At 65.2% G+C, this 17,556-nt stretch carries 13 protein-coding genes; 6 read left to right on the forward strand and 7 right to left on the reverse strand.

What is annotated here, in order from left to right; genetic code table 11:
* The first annotated feature begins 72 nt into the window (after nucleotides 1–72).
* Entirely contained in the window at nucleotides 73–2,184 is a 2,112-nt protein-coding gene (locus tag CDV46_RS26270; RefSeq protein ID WP_087688999.1) for a putative bifunctional diguanylate cyclase/phosphodiesterase, read from the forward strand.
* A 32-nt stretch (nucleotides 2,185–2,216) separates the two neighbouring features.
* On the opposite strand, the gene CDV46_RS26275 is transcribed toward CDV46_RS26270, so the two are convergent.
* The 3 genes from CDV46_RS26275 to CDV46_RS26285 form a co-directional block, all read right to left on the reverse strand.
* Complete coding sequence (locus CDV46_RS26275) at nucleotides 2,217–2,774, reverse strand: winged helix-turn-helix transcriptional regulator (RefSeq protein ID WP_087689000.1); 558 nt, start codon at nucleotides 2,772–2,774, stop codon at nucleotides 2,217–2,219.
* Between the two features lie 244 nt (nucleotides 2,775–3,018).
* Nucleotides 3,019–4,563: a DHA2 family efflux MFS transporter permease subunit gene (locus CDV46_RS26280; protein ID WP_254916246.1), complete on the reverse strand. Its 1,545-nt coding sequence runs from the start codon at nucleotides 4,561–4,563 to the stop codon at nucleotides 3,019–3,021.
* Nucleotides 4,564–4,742: 179 nt separating this feature from the next.
* Entirely contained in the window at nucleotides 4,743–5,891 is a 1,149-nt protein-coding gene (locus CDV46_RS26285; protein WP_087726009.1) for an HlyD family secretion protein, read from the reverse strand.
* 198 nt (nucleotides 5,892–6,089) lie between these two features.
* Between CDV46_RS26285 and CDV46_RS26290 the strand changes: the two genes are divergently transcribed.
* Nucleotides 6,090–7,643 carry an efflux transporter outer membrane subunit gene (locus tag CDV46_RS26290; protein WP_087726113.1) on the forward strand — a complete coding sequence of 518 codons (1,554 nt, stop codon included), beginning with the start codon at nucleotides 6,090–6,092 and terminating at the stop codon, nucleotides 7,641–7,643.
* A gap of 73 nt (nucleotides 7,644–7,716) precedes the next feature.
* Here CDV46_RS26290 and CDV46_RS26295 read toward each other — a convergent pair whose 3' ends face one another.
* The gene (locus CDV46_RS26295) at nucleotides 7,717–8,760 is read right to left on the reverse strand and encodes a DNA-binding protein (RefSeq protein WP_176399208.1); all 1,044 of its coding nucleotides are present in this window, start codon (nucleotides 8,758–8,760) and stop codon (nucleotides 7,717–7,719) included.
* Nucleotides 8,761–8,965: 205 nt separating this feature from the next.
* On the opposite strand from CDV46_RS26295, the gene CDV46_RS26300 reads away from it, so the two are divergent.
* From CDV46_RS26300 to acuI, 4 genes are all read left to right on the forward strand, one after another.
* The gene (locus CDV46_RS26300; RefSeq protein WP_254916233.1) at nucleotides 8,966–10,117 is read left to right on the forward strand and encodes a site-specific integrase; all 1,152 of its coding nucleotides are present in this window, start codon (nucleotides 8,966–8,968) and stop codon (nucleotides 10,115–10,117) included.
* Nucleotides 10,118–10,310: 193 nt separating this feature from the next.
* A complete protein-coding gene (locus tag CDV46_RS26305) occupies nucleotides 10,311–11,432 on the forward strand; it encodes an NAD(P)H-dependent flavin oxidoreductase (RefSeq protein WP_087726012.1) in 1,122 nt (373 codons plus the stop codon).
* A gap of 14 nt (nucleotides 11,433–11,446) precedes the next feature.
* Nucleotides 11,447–12,550: an NAD(P)H-dependent flavin oxidoreductase gene (locus CDV46_RS26310; RefSeq protein ID WP_087726013.1), complete on the forward strand. Its 1,104-nt coding sequence runs from the start codon at nucleotides 11,447–11,449 to the stop codon at nucleotides 12,548–12,550.
* Between the two features lie 68 nt (nucleotides 12,551–12,618).
* Nucleotides 12,619–13,605, forward strand: a complete 987-nt coding sequence (acuI, locus tag CDV46_RS26315; protein WP_087689007.1) for an acrylyl-CoA reductase (NADPH) — start codon at nucleotides 12,619–12,621, stop codon at nucleotides 13,603–13,605.
* Between the two features lie 90 nt (nucleotides 13,606–13,695).
* On the opposite strand, the gene CDV46_RS26320 is transcribed toward acuI, so the two are convergent.
* From CDV46_RS26320 to CDV46_RS26330, 3 genes are all read right to left on the reverse strand, one after another.
* Nucleotides 13,696–14,418: an ABC transporter ATP-binding protein gene (locus CDV46_RS26320; protein WP_087689008.1), complete on the reverse strand. Its 723-nt coding sequence runs from the start codon at nucleotides 14,416–14,418 to the stop codon at nucleotides 13,696–13,698.
* Between the two features lie 75 nt (nucleotides 14,419–14,493).
* Nucleotides 14,494–16,428, reverse strand: a complete 1,935-nt coding sequence (locus CDV46_RS26325; protein ID WP_087726114.1) for a branched-chain amino acid ABC transporter ATP-binding protein/permease — start codon at nucleotides 16,426–16,428, stop codon at nucleotides 14,494–14,496.
* Between the two features lie 56 nt (nucleotides 16,429–16,484).
* Complete coding sequence (locus tag CDV46_RS26330) at nucleotides 16,485–17,363, reverse strand: branched-chain amino acid ABC transporter permease (RefSeq protein ID WP_058378854.1); 879 nt, start codon at nucleotides 17,361–17,363, stop codon at nucleotides 16,485–16,487.
* Nucleotides 17,364–17,556: the final 193 nt, after the last annotated feature.

Raw genomic sequence — 17,556 nt, forward strand, 5'->3', positions numbered from 1 at the left:
GACGCGCGACCCTCAACTATCGGTCAACGTTGCCGATAACCAGATAAGCGGGACTTTTCGGTCGGTTTTCTTATGTCGAGTTCGTACAGTGGTTGGCTCGTTGCGTTATCGCTCGCGGTTGCCGTACTGGCGTCGTTCACAGCGCTCGATCTCTCGGGGCGCATCTATCTCCTGACCCACCGTGGCATGCGCCACGCGTGGCTGGCTGTCGGTGCGACCGCCATGGGCATCGGCATCTGGTCAATGCATTTCATTGGCATGCTGGCGCTCTCGCTGTCGCCCTCGTGGTCGCCGCTGACGTCGCACGCGTCGATCCCGCTGGGGTACGACCCCTTCATCACGGCCGGATCGCTCGGCATCGCCATTCTCATCTCGTGGGCCGCGCTCTGGCTGGTTGCCAGCGAGCGCTTTACTGCGTGGCGGCTGGCCGGCGCGGGCACCACGCTCGGTGTCGGCATCGCCGCCATGCACTACGCCGGCATGGCCGCGATGCGCATGGAGCCGGGCATCGACTACGATCCAGTGCTCTTCTGCGCCTCGATCCTCATCGCCATTGCCGCCGCGACGGCCGCCCTGTGGATCGCTCAGACGCTGCGCGACGGCAGCCTGCGCTACGTGATGGCCAAGCGCGTCGGCGCGGCGGTGGTCATGGGGCTGGCCATCACCGCCATGCATTACACCGGCATGGCCGCGGCCAACTTCGCCCCGGGCGCAGTGTGCGGCGCGGCCTCGTCGGTCAGCTCGCCATGGCTCGTCACGACCGTGAGCCTGTTCACGTTCCTGATTCTGGCCACCACCCTGCTCGTCTCCCGCCTTGACGCCCGCACCAGCTTCCTCGCCAATTCGGTGCTGCAACTGAACACACAGATCGCCCGCATGGCGACATACGACGCGCTGACCGACCTGCCCAACCGCCGCGCGCTGCACGACGCGGCCGCGCGCATGCTGATCAACTCGCGCCGCGACCAACGCCGCTTCGCCGTGTTGTTCATGGATCTGGACGGATTCAAGACTATCAACGATTCACTCGGCCATAACGTAGGCGACGACGTGCTGCGCGCGTTTGCCAAGCGCCTGCGCAAGAACGTGAACGGCGACGACGTGGTGGCCCGGCTCGGCGGCGACGAATTCGTGGTGCTGTTGGGTTCGCTGTCGTCCTCGGACGTCGCGGGGCGCGTGGCCCAACGCCTGCTCGACGACATGCGCGACGGACTGCGCGTGGGCAACCAGTCGCTGCACGTCATGCCGAGTATCGGGGTCGCGGTCTATCCCGACGACGGCGAGAGCATCGACGTCCTGCTCAAGCATGCGGATACGGCCATGTATGAAGCCAAGCGCGCCGGGCGCGGCATCTTCCGTTATTTCGAGCCGCGCATGAACGCTGCGGCCCAGCGCACGTGGGAGATCCAGCAGGCGCTGCATGACGCGGAAAGCGAACAGTATTTCTCGCTGCACTTCCAGCCGAAGTATCGCGGCGACACCGAAGCGCTGGCCGGCGCGGAAGCCCTGCTGCGCCTGACACACCCGCAGTTCGGTGAATTGCAGCCGGTGGATTTCATCCCGGTGGCCGAGCGTACCGGGCAGATCGTGCAGATTGGTTACTGGGTAGTGCGCGCGACCTGCGAGCACATTCGGGGCTGGGACGCCGCCGGCCTGCCGCGCGTGAAGGTCGCCATCAACCTGTCGCCGCGCCAGTTGGCGCAGTCGCAGCTCGTCGAGAATATTGTGGCGATCGTGGAAGGTGCCGGCATCGAGTGCGACCGGCTGATGTTCGAGATTACCGAAACGGTGGCGATGTTCGATGCGCAGCACACCATCGACGTGATCCGGTCGTTTCAGGATCGCGGCTTCGAAGTCGCCATCGATGACTTCGGCACCGGCTATTCGAGCCTCGCCTATCTGCAACGCTTCCGGGTGAAGCAGTTGAAGATGGATCGCTTCTTCACCAATGGACTGGATACGCACGGGCGCGAAGGCAGCGCCGTCGTGTCGGCCATCATCGCGCTGGCCCACTCGCTGGACATGGATGTGGTGGCCGAAGGCGTGGAAACCGACTCGCAGCGTGCCGCGCTCAAGACCCTGGCTTGCGACGAAATGCAGGGCTTCCTGCTGGGCAAACCGTTGACCAGTGACGCGTTCGCCCGCTTGCTCGCTTCACCGCCCAGCGCCCCGGCAATGGCCTGAACGTCAGGCTGAACGCCGGATCGAGCGGCAGATTACTGCGACGCGGTATCCACCTCGTCGGCCGCTTCACGCGTCGCGACTTCCGGTAACGGCTGGCCTGTGGCGAATGCCGCCGCTCGCGCAAGCCGTGCCCGCATCCCTTCATTCGCCACCGGCCCGGCGGCCGGGATATGGCGCTTCGGATCGAGCCGCACACCCGTCTTGGCATCGACCACCACGGGCTCAACCACCTCGCCGGTCTCCTGATCGATCAGTTGCGCAGCGATGCCTTCTGGCGCGAAATGCCGATTCCCCCATGCGAGCAACGCCCACAGGACCGGGCGGAAATCACGGCCCGCATCCGTCAGCACGTACTCGAAGCGTGGCGGCCGATCGCAATACTGACGGCGCTCCAGCAGCCCTTCTTCAACCAATGCATTAAGTCGGCGCGTCAGCATATTCGGCGCGATATCGAGCCGGCGCTGGAAGTCGTCGAAGCGCGTCGTCCCGTAACCGGCCTCACGCAGAATCAGAATGCTCCACCATTCGCCGACGCGCTCCAGGCTGCGGGCGATGGGACATTGCATGTCGCGGAAAGTCTTTCGTTGCATAAGGGGGTCCTCGCGAGTTCTTGACATCGGGCGCGCCCGGCCATGACTGACACGGGCCGACGCTGCCTATTACCATGCAAGTGAGCATAAGCGCGTCGACGCCGGCGGGCAAGCCGGCCAGCGTCTCCATATGTCACTGCGACGAGAATCGACGCCAGCCGGATGATTCCCGTCAACGACAAATCAATCACTTATCGAACATTTGCGATGTCAATTGTTTAAAGTGAATTCCAATGCACCGCACTCAATGCGCGTCCGCGCTAGGCGCTTTCGGGGGCGCTACCTTGCGCATCAGCGGCACCATCAACGTCACGGCGAAGAACATCAGACTCATGCCGCCGTAGATATCGCCGAACGTGATCGTTTGTGCTTCTCGTAACGTCAGCAGCCAGAGTTGGCGAAGCGCCGCCGTCTGCGCATCGATCGCGTCGAGCCCGGAGGCACTCATACGCGACCCCACACCTGCCAGCCACGCACCGACCGCCGGACTCCCCTCGCCCAGTTGCTCGGCGAGCCGGAAGAAGTGCAGGTTCGTGCGGTCGTTGAGCACCGTGGTACACACGGCAATGCCGATGGCGCCGCCGAGATTTCGCATCAGATTGAACAGCCCCGAGGCGAGCCGCAGCCGCGCGGGCGGCAGGCTGCCCAACGTCAACGTGACAATCGGCGCCACGGCGAACTGCTGCCCCGCCCCGCGCAATGCTTGCGGCAACATCAGTTGTGCCGCGCCCCAGTCATGCGTGATCGGCGCGAACTGCCACATCGACAACGCGAACGCCCCAATCCCGCCCATCATCAGAATGCGCAGGTCCACCCGGTTGGCGAGCATCGCGTACAGCGGAATCGACAGCAGTTGGAAGACACCGGTGGAGAACACCGCCATGCCGATCTCGAAGGCCGAGAACCCACGCACGCGCCCAAGGAACACCGGCGTCAGATAGATCGTCGCGAAAATGCCGATGCCGGTTGCAAACGAGAAGAAGCAGCCGAGTGCGAAGTTGCGCTCCTTCAGCGCCCGCAAATCCACCAGCGGTTGCGCGTACGTGAGACTTCTCCAGAGGAACGCTACCCCGCACAGCCCTGCCAGCCACGCCGTTGTACGAATGGTCGCGTCGCCAAACCAGTCCCAACGCGGCCCTTCTTCCAGCGTGTATTCAAGACAGCCGAGGAACACCGCCATCAGGACCATGCCGAGATAATCGGCGCCTCGCAGCAGCGACCAGTTAGGACGGTCGATGCGCACTAGCAGCGGCACGGTAATCGTCACGAAAATGCCCGGCACCAGATTGATGAAGAACAGCCAGTGCCACGAGTAGTTATCGGTAATCCAGCCGCCGATGGTCGGACCGAGGGTCGGCGCCAGTGACGACAACCCGCCGACCACCGCCGCCGCCAACACGCGTTGCGGACCGCTGAAGAACGCAAACGCCGTCGTGAACACCAGCGGAATCATCGAGCCGCCGAGAAACCCTTGCAGCGCGCGGAACGCGATCATGCTCTGGATATTCCACGCGGCACCGCAAAGCAGGCTCGCGATGGTGAAACCGGCCGCCGAGGCGGCAAAGATCCACCGCGTCGACATCACGCGCGACAGCCAGCCCGAGAGCGGAATCACGATGATTTCCGCGATCAGGTAGCTGGTCTGCACCCACGCGGTTTCATCAGCCCCTGCCGACAGACCGCCGCCGATGTCCTTGAGCGACGCCGAGACGATCTGGATATCGAGCAACGCGATGAACATGCCCACGACCATCGTCATGAAGGCGATGACCTTGGCCTGCGTCGACATCGATTCGACGGAAAATCCTCCGCCTGTGCCCGGTGGCGTGCTGCCAGCGACGACAAGCGGCATGGGCCGGGAGTCGTTCGCGGGCTGTCCGGGCCTTGGGGAGTCGCCGGCACTACCATCCCCCGGTGGCGTCGGCTGCGGCAGCCCGGCCGGTAAGGCCGCGCCGGTATGCGCGGCGCTCATCGTGCCGCCACCTTGGCAGCACCCGGCGCGGCGACAGCATCGTCACCCGCACGGGCATCGACTTCCGCCGTCACGGACAGCCCCGGGCGTAACGTGCCCAGACGGCCGTCAGCCTCATCGAGCAGCACGCGAACCGGCACACGCTGCACGATCTTCGTGAAGTTGCCCGTCGCATTTTCGGGTGGCAACACGCTGAACTGCGCCCCCGTCGCGGGTGCCAGACTCGCCACATGACCGTGGAACACTCGCCCCGGCAGCACGTCGGCTTCAATCTTCACGGGCATGCCCGGCCGCAAGCGCGCCAGTTGCCCCTCCTTGAAGTTGGCGTCGACCCAAAGGCCGTGTGCCGGCACGATGGCAAGCAACTGCGTGCCCGTCGATGCGTAGGCACCCGGTCGTGCCCGCCGATTGCCGACCGTGCCGTCGACCGGCGCCCGCACGACGGTGTCTTCCAGATTGAGTTTCGCAATGTCACGCTCGGCCACGGCCTGCGCCAAAGCCGCTTGCGCCTGTTGCTTCTGGGTCGCGATCACGTCGATCTGGCGCTCTGCGGCGACCGCCCCCGCCTCGGCGCGGTCACGGTTGGCGGCGAGTTGCTTGTAATCGGCGTCCGCCTTCTGTGCGCTTTGCACCGAGACGGCCGCCTTGGCCACGAGGTCCTGATAGCGCACCTGATCGTCATGGGCGCGGCGCGCATCGGCCGCCACCGCGACCACGCTGGCGCGTGCCTGCGCGATCACGGCGGTTTGCAGTCGCGCGGTGGCATCGAGGTTGGCGAGCAACGCCTGCTGGGCCGCCACGGCACCTTCCGCCTTCGCGAGCGCGGCGCGGTAATCGCGGTCATCGAGTCGCACCAGCACATCGCCCGCATGCACGGGCTGGTTGTCCGTCACCAGCACCTGCGCGATGTAACCCGGGACTTTCGGGCCGAGCACGGTGACGTCGCCGCCGACGTAAGCGTCGTCAGTCGACTCGAAGAACCGCGCCGTCGTCCACCAATGCACCCCATAGCCCAGTGCGGCAATGGCCGCCACGGCCACCGCGCCTCGCAGCGCGAAGCGGCGCCGCGCGCCGCTGGACGGAGATACCGAAGATTGCTGATTGGCCGGTGTGGCTTGCGGGGCGGTTGTGCTCGGGGAAGTCATGGAGGTCAATCCTTCTTCATTCAAGTGGCGTAAGCGGTCTTGGAGGCGTGAGAGATGTCAAAGCGACACCGGCAACGAGGGGTTGCTTTCACAATGAAAGTGAGTATAGAGTTGCAACTATCATCTTGCAAGTAACTCGTAATTCAACGCACCCAATCCCTCGCCGCCATGAACACCTTCTCGCCGACGCTCTCGAAAATGCCCCTCCCGATCCGGCCGCCCCGGCCGACATTGCCGACTTTGTTGAATTTCCGAACGGCATTGCTGGCGATATCCGTGAGCGCGCTGGCAGGCTGCGCCGTCGGTCCCGATTACGTTCGTCCCGCAGCGGATCTGCCCGCGCATTTCGCCAACGGCGCCCTGTTGACCCAACGCGACGCCGATCGGAAGTCAGCGGACGGCACCGCCGGGGCCACGGTTGCGCCGGCACTCGACGAGTGGTGGGTGGGCTTTCACGACCCGGTGCTGACCGGCATCGTGCAGCAGGCGCTGGCGCAGAATCTCGACTTGCAGGCAGCGATGGCGCGCGTCGAACAGGCCCGCGCCCAAGCACTGCAAGCCGGTGCGCAGCAACTGCCGTCACTCTCGCTAGACGGCAGCGTGACGCGCGAGCATCAGTCGCTCGACGGGCCGCTCGGCACCGTGGCGCGCACGATTCCGGGCTACAACCGGAACATGACGATCTACGACATTGGCGTGGGTGCGAGTTGGGAGGTGGACCTGTTTGGCGGCCTGCAACGCTCGGCGCAAGCGGCCGGAGCGCTGGCGCAGGCGGCAGAAGCCCAGCGTGACGGTGTGCGGGTGAGCATCGTTGCCGAAGCCGCCGACGCCTACTTTCGCGTGCGTGCCGCGCAGCGGCGTCTGGCCATCGCGCAAGACCAGATCGAGACGGATGCCCGGCTCGTGGAGATCGTGCGCTTGCGCCTGAAAGACGGGTTGGCCACCGCGCGTGAGATGGCGCAGTCGGAGGCCTTGCTGGCGCAGGCACGCACGACGTTGCCGCCGCTGCGCATCGAGCGCGAGACGCAACTCAACCGGCTGGATGTCTTGATGGGGGCCGCGCCCGGTACGTACGCGCGACGGATGAGCGCCGCCACACAGGACGACGATCTGCATGCCCGACCGCTTGCCATTCCGGCGATTGGCGATGCGAGTGCGCCAGCCGACTTGCTGCGCCGCCGGCCCGATGTCATCGCGGCGGAGCGCCAACTGGCCGCGTCGAATGAGCGCATCGGCGCATCGCTCGCCGAGTACTACCCGAAGCTCTCACTGTCTGGTGTGCTCGGGTTCGATACGCTCGCTGGGGGACGCGTCCCCAGCGTGGCGACGTTCCAGCCGTTAGCCGCGCTTGGGCTGCGCTGGCGATTGTTCGACTTCGGCCGGATCGACGCCGAGGTGGCGCAGGCGCGTGGGGCGAACGCGCAGGCGCTCGCGCAATATCGGTTGTCGATGTTGCACGCCACGGAAGATGTGGAAAACGCCGTGGTCACGCTAGTCGAGCTGGAACAGCAACGCAAAGATCTGGCGAGTGCCGTCGAGGCACAGACGCGGGCACGCGACAGTGCTCAGGATGCCTATACCGGCGGCACGGTGAGTCTTTATGAGGTGCTGGACGCCGACCGCCAACTGCTGACGGTGCGCGATGCCGACGCCCGCGTGCAAGCGGACAATGCGCGGGCAGCCGTGGCGACCTTCCGAGCGTTAGGCGGCGGATGGGACGCACCGTTGCCGACGGTGGCGCTGGTGAAGTGAGCTCTATGCGGCGCGGCGCGATGGACGTGATGCGCCCGCCGCGCACGTCCCCTTTGCTCTGCAAGACCAATGGCTATGCCGCCCTGCGCCCACGTCGAAGCACTGACGTGGCAGGTGCGGCTGCATGACTCGCACGTCGTTTCCTCGCGACGGACGCCCCCGCAGACGATAGGCCTGTGCTCGTCGCCGGCACAGCGGCCAACGTGGTCTGATACATCGCGACCAGCGATTCTTGCGCACTGACCTGCTCGCGTAACCGGGCAATCAACGAATCCTGCACCGCCTTGGACGAACGCAGCTCGTGTTGCGCTTCGGTGAGCGTCGCAAGTTCGGTCTCGGTGTCCTGCAACTGCCGCTGATGCTGCTTGCGCTCTTGCTGGAGCGCCTTGATCGACTCGCGCGCAGTGTCCAGTTCCAGCAGCAGGCGACGCTCGTTAGCTTCGGCCCGCTCGTTGAGGCGCTGGCGCTCGACATCCCATTCCGCACGTTGTTCGGCATGAGCATCAAGCGTGGCCTGCGCCGCGACGCGCGCGTCCGCCACCGCCTGACGAGACGTGACAGCGTCAGCCTGCGCATCGATCAACAATGCTTCGGCGCGGCGGGCCTGCGCCTGCGCTTCATCGCGCGCTTGCCGCGCATCCGCCGCTGCCACCTCGGCAGAGGCGACACGCTCATGCAGCACGGCGCGCGCTTGCTCCAACGCTTCCCGGTCGGCGGCAAGCGCCGCCTCGCGAGCATCCAGCACCGCGCGGCGCGATGCCGCCTCTTCCGCTAACGCGTCACGCCCTTCCGTCAGCGCCAACGCCCACAGATCCATGGCCGCGCGCGCCACCGTCTCCGGCATTGCCACACCCTCGGGCAAACCGGCGATACCACCCCCGCCGGACGCCCACTTCAACCGCGCGCCGAGCCCGGCAAACCACGCGTCGAGATACGGGCTGACCGTATTCGGCGAGCCCCGCCCCAATTGCTGCCGAATACGCTCGATGGTCGGCCGCTGCCCCGCCATCAGCAGCGTATCGGCGGCAGACCAGACGTCGAGCTCCGAGATGCCTCGCCCGGCCGAGCGCGGCGCGGGAGCCGGTACGGTGGCGTCTTGCGGTCTCGATGCATTCATAAGGAGCTCCTTCATTGGTTTGGGGCGGTAAATCAACGCCATTGCCAAATAACCCACGATAAGGGAACATTATCGCTAGTTATTTCTTAAATACGTTATATTTATTACATATTACATATGAAATCATATGTCAGGTAGAAAAATTACCTCTCACACCCCATCCGACGGCGCGCCACCCACGAAATCGAGTCGCCGCGACGCATCTGTGACGGCGCCAGCCTCTCGCCTGCCCGCGCCCCTCGATCCGGCCAAACTTGATGCCGATGCCCGCGATGCGGCCCGCGCCCTCGTCCGCGAAGGCGATTCGCCGAATACGCGCCAAAGCTATCAATCGGCCATGCGGTACTGGTTGCGTTGGTATCGGCTGCGCTATGGGGCCGCTGGCAATGCGGAAATGGCCTCGCAATCGCTTGAGATGTCGCTGCCGTTATCACCCGCCGTCATCGTGCAATTCGTCGTCGATCACGCCATGCATCAAGGCAAACACGGGCTGACGACCGAGATGCCCGCCGCGCTGGACGCCGCGCTCGTCGCCGAAGGTGTCAAGGCACGCCCCGGGCCGCCCGCATTGGCGACGCTGCTGCATCGGGTGAGCGTCATCGCCAAGCTCCACACTTCGCGCGAATTGCCCAACCCCTGCGCGGACCCTGCGGTACGTGAGCTGCTCGCCAAAACGCGTCGCGCCTATGCAAAACGCGGTGTACGTACGACGAAGAAAGACGCCCTGACGCGCGAGCCGCTGCGCGCCCTGCTGGCAACGTGTGACGATTCGCTGCGCGGCAAACGCGATCGCGCATTGCTGCTCTTCGCTTGGGCCAGCGGCGGCCGCCGGCGCTCGGAAGTCGTGCGCGCGAGCTGCGAGAACTTGCGACGCACCGGACCGGAAAGTTACGTGTTCACACTCGCGTGGTCGAAGACCAACCAGCACGGCGCCGATCTCGCGGAAAACGACAAACCCGTGACGGGTGCCGCCGCCGCCGCGATGACGGATTGGCTGGCGGCCAGCGGTATTGCCGAGGGCGCGATATTTCGGCGAGTGCGGCGGGGCGGTCACGTCGGCGAACCGCTTTCGGAAGCCGCCGTGCGTGACATCGTGCGCGAGCGCTGCCAACTGGCAGGGCTTGAAGGGGACTTCTCTGCGCACTCGCTGCGCTCCGGCTTTGTCACCGAAGCGGCACACCAGCAAGTGCCGTTGGCCGAGACCATGGCGATGACCGGACACACCAGCGTGGCGACGGTCGTCGGCTACTTCCGCCGTGCCGACATGGCACGCTCACGGGCTGCCGACTTGATGGGAGCGCCCGACACGGCGGACGATGCAGCAGATAACAACGCCGACGATTCGCACGACGCCTGACGCCAATCGCAGCGGCCCGCCACCCCGTTATTTCAGACGGGTGGCTGGCACAAAGATGTATTTCAGTGGTATCTTTTATCGCGATGGACGTATGCCATAGTGGACATACTCCCTGCTTTGTCGGCTCGACCCCGGTGGCCTCATGGCCGCCGCCCCCAACGACCCCACCGACCATTGAAAGGTGCAGATCGCCATGCGTAGCTCCCTCGCTTCTCACCCGCTCACCGAACGTCTCGGCTTGCTCACCCCGATCATTCAGGCACCCATGGCCGGCACCTCCACGCCCGCACTGGCCGCTGCCGTCTCGAACGCTGGCGGACTCGGTTCGCTGGGTGTCGCATCGGGGAACGCCGATACCGCTCGCAAAGCCATTCACGACACGCGCGCCCTCACGCGCAAGCCGTTCAACGTCAATCTCTTCTGTCACGCTCCCGCCAAGCTCGACACGTCGCGCGACGCAGCGTGGCTGGCCTATCTCGCCCCCGAGTTCGCCCGCTTCGACGCCACACCGCCCGCCACGCTCAGCGAGATCTACATGAGCTTTGTCGCCGACGACGCCATGTTCGAAATGCTGCTCGAAGAGCGCCCGGCTGTCGTCAGCTTCCACTTCGGCCTGCCCTCGCAAGCCAAGATCGATGCGCTGCATGCCGCAGGCATCACGTTGTTCGCCACGGCGACGAATCTGGCCGAAGCACGCGCGGTTGAAGCCGCCGGTATCGACGCGGTCGTCGCGCAAGGTTATGAAGCCGGTGGCCATCGTGGACGCTTCGAGGATCTTGGCGACCGCGTGACAACGGATGACGAACAGCTGGGCACGCTGGCGCTGGTGCGTCTGCTCGTAACGCATACGTCGCTACCGGTGATTGCGGCCGGCGGCATCATGGACGGCGCGGGTATCGCAGCCGTTCTGGCGCTCGGTGCACAGGCCGCGCAACTCGGCACGGCTTTCGTGGGGTGCCCGGAATCAGCCGCCGATGCCGCGTATCGCGAACGATTGACGAGTGGTCATCCGCCGCGCACTGCGATGATTCGCGCAATCTCCGGCCGCCCAGCGCGGGGTTTCGCCAACCGCCTGTATGAACTTGAAGAAGCGGCCGAGCGTCCGCTGCTGCCCGCCTATCCGGTGACGTACGACGCGGGCAAGGCGCTCAATGCCGCCGCGAAAGCCAAGGGCAATAGCGATTACGCTGCTCAGTGGGCCGGTCAGGCCGCCCCGTTGGCCCGGGCGATGCCTGCGGCAGAGCTCGTGGGTGTGCTGCGCGCCGAGTTGCATGAGACGTTCGACGCCCTGCGCGAACTTGCCGAATCCCTTTGAGCGCGGAGTCACGCATGACAACAACACTTCGCCTCACTGAGCGCCTTGGCCTGACGACACCAATCATTCAGGCACCGATGGCTGTGGCTTCCACACCTGCATTGGCTGCTGCCGTCTCCAACGCCGGCGGCCTTGGCTCTCTGGCCGTCGGCAATATTGACGCCACGGCGGCACGCGACGTCATCCGGCAGACACGCGCACTGACCGACCGCCCCTTCAACGTCAATGTCTTCACGCACGTGCCGGCCAAGGCCGACGCCGCGCGCGAAGCCGCATGGCTCGACTATCTGGCGCCGGAGTTCGCACGATTCGACGCGAAGCCGCCCGCGTCGCTGCGCGAAATCTATCTGAGCTTCGTGGAAGACGTGGCGATGTACGAAATGTTTCTCGAAGAACGCCCCGCCGTCATCAGCTTCCACTTCGGCTTGCCCCCGCAAGACTGGATCGATGCGTTGCAAGCAGCGGGCATCGTGCTGTTCGCGAGCGCCACGAACGAAGAGGAAGCCGCCGCCATCGAGGCGGCCGGCATCGATGCCATCGTCGCCCAAGGCTGGGAAGCGGGCGGGCATCGCGGACGCTTCAACGACGAAGGCGACCGTCAGCGCACGCAAGACGAGCAGCTGGGCACGTTCGCACTGGTGCGGCGGCTCGTCTCGCTGACGTCGCTGCCGGTGATCGCGACGGGCGGCATCATGGACGGCGCAGGCATTGCCGCCGTGCTCGCACTCGGCGCACAGGCCGCGCAATTGGGCACGGCGTTCTTGCTTTGCCCGGAGTCCAGCGCGGATGCCGCCTATCGCGAAGCGCTCACGCGTAGTGAACCGCCCCGCACCGCGCTGATCCGCGCCATCTCGGGCCGCCCGGCACGCGGGTTCGCGAATCGTTTCTGGGAACTCGAACACGTTGCCGGACGCCCGGCGATTCCCGACTATCCGATTACGTACGATGCCGGCAAGTCGCTCAATGCAGCTGCAAAGGCGCATAAGGACAGCAGCTATGCGGCACAATGGGCCGGACAAGCGGCGCCGCTCGCCCGGGTGTTGCCCGCAGCAGAATTGATCGGCGTACTCACGCGAGAAACCCGCGAAGCGATCACGGCCGCTGCCCGCCTGTCATGAAACGTCGAACGCAGTAACCGACACCCGCAAGTCAGGCAAGTCCCCCTTAGCTTCGGAGACGTCACGGCATGTTCAACGCAATTTTGCTGACGCAATCCGACGGTGCCACACAGGCCGCCGTCACCGCACTGGAAGATGACGCACTCCCTGCCGATGGCGACGTGCTCGTCGCCATCGATTACTCCACCATCAATTACAAGGACGGTCTGGCGATCACTGGCCGCGCACCGGTCGTGCGCCACTGGCCGATGGTCGCAGGCATCGATGGCGCCGGTACGGTGCTCGAATCGTCGCACCCGGCATGGCACAAGGGCGATCGGTTCGTGCTCAATGGCTATGGTGTCGGCGAGACGCACTGGGGATGTCTGGCGCAAAAGGCCCGCCTCAAGGGCGACTGGCTGGTACGCCTGCCCGGGCGCCTGACGCCCCGCGATGCGATGGCGATCGGCACCGCCGGCTACACGGCGATGTTGTCGGTGATGGCGCTGGAGCGTAGCGGCGTGTCTCCACGCCATGGGGATGTGCTGGTGACGGGAGCCTCTGGCGGGGTGGGCTCGGTGGCCATCGCGCTACTCAGTTCGCTCGGGTATCGCGTGGTCGCCTCGACCGGCAAACTTCACGAGGCCGACTATCTGAAGACGCTCGGCGCCGCGGAAGTCATCGACCGCAATCTGCTTTCCGCCCCCGGCAAACCGCTTCAGAAAGAGCGCTGGGCCGCCGTGGTCGACTCGGTGGGGTCACACACGCTCGTGAACGCCTGCGCCCAGTTGCGCTATGACGGCGTGGCAACGGCGTGCGGTCTCGCACAAGGCATGGACTTCCCGGCCAACATGGCGCCGTTCATCCTGCGCGGCATTACGCTGCACGGGATCGATAGCGTGATGGCACCGCACGCACTGCGCGAACAAGCCTGGCAGCGTCTGGCGCGCGATCTCGAACCGCAAAAACTCGGGGGCATTTCGCACGACGTCAGCCTGCACGACGCCATCGGCATCGGGCAACGCATCGTGAAGGGGGAAATTCACGGCCGGGTGGTGGTGGACGTGAACCGCTGAAGCAGGCCACTGAAAAGCCAGCGAAGCAACGCAGAAACCACCGAAACAGCAAACCAAGCGGGCGGCCCTCACAGGCCGCCCGTTTTTCGTTTAGTGGCCGCCGCCGAGGTACGCCGCGCGCACGGCGTCGTCGTTGCGCAGACTTTCTGCCGGGCCGTGCACCGAGATGCGGCCGTTTTCCAGCACGTAGCCGTAGTCGGCGACGGCCAGCGCCGCTGCCGCGAACTGTTCGACGAGCAACATCGTCACGCCCTCGGACTTGAGGTTGCCGATGATGCGGAACACTTCGTCGACCAGAATCGGCGCGAGGCCCATCGACGGCTCATCGAGCAGCACGATGTCCGGGCGAAGCATCACCGCGCGGGCCATGGCGAGCATCTGCTGCTCGCCGCCCGAAAGCGTACCGGCCAACTGGTTGCGGCGTTCTTTCAGGCGTGGGAACAGATCCATCGCGCGGTCGAGGTCGGCGGCCACGTCGCCGCGCGGGCGGCTGCCGGTCAAGCGCGGAAACGCGCCGAGGCGCAGATTATCGGTCACCGACATGGTGGCGAAAACGCGCCGGCCTTCCGGCGAGTGCGCAAGGCCGAGCTTGGCGATGCGATGCGAATCGAGCCCGTCGATACGCTTCTCGCCGAGGGTGATTTCACCGGAGGTCGGCTTGATCATGCCCGACACGGCGCGCATGGTCGTGGTCTTGCCGGCCCCGTTCGAGCCGATCAGCGTGATGACCTGGCCGCCCGGCACATCGATATCGATGCCGTGCAGTACCTGCACTTTGCCGTAGCCGGCTTGCAGATTACGAATGGAAAGCATAGGAGTTCCGTGAGTTCGTGGCTGCCTGATACGTCACGGGCACCGATCCGGCCGGCCCCCGTGACATGGCGCGCGTCAGTGAGTCGTCGTTGCGCCGCCCAGATAGGCTTCGATCACCTTCGGATCGGCCTGAATCTGTGCCGGCAGCCCTTCCGCGATTTTCTGCCCGAAGTCGAGCACGGACACCGTCTGGCACGTGCTCATGACCACGTCCATGTGGTGCTCGATCAGGATGACCGTAATGCCGTGGTCGCGGATCTTGCGAATGATCGTGAGCAACTCGCGAATATCGGGTGCCGTAAGCCCCGCCGCCGGCTCGTCGAGCAACAGCAAGCGCGGATCCAGCGCCAGTGCCCGTGCGATCTCCAGCAGACGCTGCTTGCCGTACGGCAGATTGCGCGCTTCCTCGTCGGCCAGCGGTGCCAGCCCCACGAACTCCAGCAGCCGCATCGCCCGTGCACGTGCCCCGCCTTCTTCGCGCTTGTAACGCGGCAGTCGCAACGACACATCGACCAGCGTCGAGCCGAACGTGTGATGCAACCCCACGAGCACGTTTTCGAGCGCCGTCATTTCGCCGAACAACTGCACGTTCTGGAACGTCCGTGCCACGCCCGAGAGCGCGATGTCTGCCGACGTACGCCCGGCCAGCGACTGCCCGGCGAACTCGATGCTGCCGGCCGTGGGCACGTAAATGCCCGTGAGCACGTTCATCATCGTGCTCTTGCCCGAGCCGTTGGGGCCGATCAAGCCGTGAATCGTGCCACGCTTGACCGTCAGGTCCACCTGATTGAGCGCCTTGAGACCGTCGAACTGCATGAGCAGCTGGCGCACCTTGAGCAACTCTTCCGGGCCGCTGGCAGCCGCTGCCAGTACCGGGTCGGTGGTACTCCCGGCGCCTTCGTCGATCTGCGCCGCCGACACCGTACTTGCCCGGCGGCGATTCATGACCTTGGCACGCAGGAAGCCAACGATGCCATCGGGCAGGTAGTACACGACGAACAGAATCATCAGACCGAAAATCGTCAGACGCCAGTCGGTGATGTTGTCGCGCCACCAGGTCACACTCGCCAGTGCGATCGTGCCGACGATCGGCACGGCGGCTTTGGCGAGGCTCGTGCGTCCGCGTGCGATGGCGGTGACGGCGACACCCGTGGTCACCACGGCGATGGCGGTGGCCACGATACGGAAGGTCGCGATGTCATCGAGCAACTGCGGCAGCAGCACGATGATGGCCGCCCCCAGCAGCGAGCCGCTGCGCGTCTTGCGACCGCCCATGATCACGGCGAGCAGGAACAGAATCGTCAACTCGAAGTTGTACGTGTTCGGCGAAATGTACTGCTCGGAGTAGGCATAGAGGCTGCCTGCGAGACCGGCGAAACCGGCACTGATCACGAACGCATACACCTTGTAGCGATACACCGACACGCCCATACAGTCCGACGCCACCGGCGAATCGCGCAGTGCCTCGAAGGCACGGCCAAGGTGCGACTTCAGGATGCGATGCGCCACCAGCATGCTCAGCAGCAGCAATACCGCCACCAGCCAGTAGTACTCGACTTCATCCATCAGATGCCCGCCGATGAGCGGCTTGGTGAGCTTGATGCCGAGCGGCCCCGAAGTGAGGAAGTCCATCTCGTTGATGAGAATCTGGATGATGGTGCCGAACGCCAGCGTCACCATGGCCAGATACGGCCCGATCACCCGCAGTGCAGGCAACGCGAGAATTGCGCCGAACGCGGCCGTGACCAGAATGGCCGCCGGCAGCGCCAGCCAGAGCGAGAGTCCGAGCTTGGCGAAGAACACGCCCGCCACATAGGCACCGATACCGAACAGGCCGGCGTGGCCCAACGATACCTGCCCCGTGTAGCCCACGACGATATCCAGCCCGAAGAGCAGGATCGCGTAGATCATGATCGTCTCGATCATGTGGATGTAATACGGGTTGCCGACGGCGAGCGGAAAGCCGAACAGCGCGAGAATGCCGACGATGCCCGCGAGCTTCGCGGTCATGCGCAGGCCGCCGAGATCGCCGGCCTCGCGGGAGGTGGTGGTCTGTGCGGTCATGGTTACACCTTCTTGATCGCGGTCTTGCCGAACAGGCCCGCCGGCTTCACGGCCAGAACGAGCAACAGCAGCACGAGGCCCGGCACATCTTTGTAGCCGGTCGACACATAAAACGCCGTGGTCGTCTCGGCAATGCCGAGAATCAGACCACCGACGAGCACGCCCATCCCGCTCGACAACCCGCCGATGATCGCCACCGCGAACGCCTTCAGGCCGAGGACCGCGCCCATCGTGGCACCGGTGAGCGTGAGCGGCGCGACGAGCACGCCCGCAAACGCGGCAGCCATCGACGACAGCGCGTACGAGAACGTAATGACGAGACTCGTGTTGATCCCCATCAGGCCGGCCGCGTCGCGGTCGTTGGCCGTGGCCACCACGGCCTTGCCGTAGATCGAGCGGCGGTTGAACAGCTCGACGGCCGCCATCATCAGCAGTGCGCCGACGACGACCAGCATTTCCATGGGCAACACGTTGGCGCCCAGCACGCTGACGGGGGCTTCGGGCAACGGCGACGGGAATTTCAGATCGTCACGGCCCCAGACGTTTTCCGCCACGTTGCGGAAGATGATGCCCAGCGCAATGGTGGACATGATCCAGCCGAATTCGGATTTGATGCGTAAGGCGGGTTTCACGCCGATGCGCTCGACGAACGCGCCCTGCACGAGGCCGAACAGGCACACGATCGGGATCATCAGCCAGTAATTGAGACCAAGGGTGTCGACCAGGGTAAGGCCGACCAGCGCGCCGAGCATCAGCGCTTCGCCCTGGCCGAAGTTCAGGGTGCCGGACGTCGCAAACGTCAGTTGGTAACCGAAGGCGATCACGGCGTAGATCATCCCCAGCGCGATGCCGCTGAAGATGAGTTGAATCAGGATGGTCATGCGGTCCTCTCTCGCGAGTGCGAGCCTACGAGTGATGCACGGGAGGCATACGGATCACGAGCCTCACGCCGGTCCCGAGTGCCGGCGGCAGGCCGCGGGTGTGGCAACGGCGCGCGCGCCAGACCGTTTGCCCGAGTGTTCCCCGTGGGCTTGGGTCGTGGACGGCGCGCGCCGTGGGTCACCCGTCAGGGCT

The sequence above is a fragment of the Pandoraea sp. PE-S2T-3 genome, from assembly GCF_002179965.1.
In the GTDB taxonomy this organism is placed as follows: Bacteria; Pseudomonadota; Gammaproteobacteria; order Burkholderiales; family Burkholderiaceae; genus Pandoraea.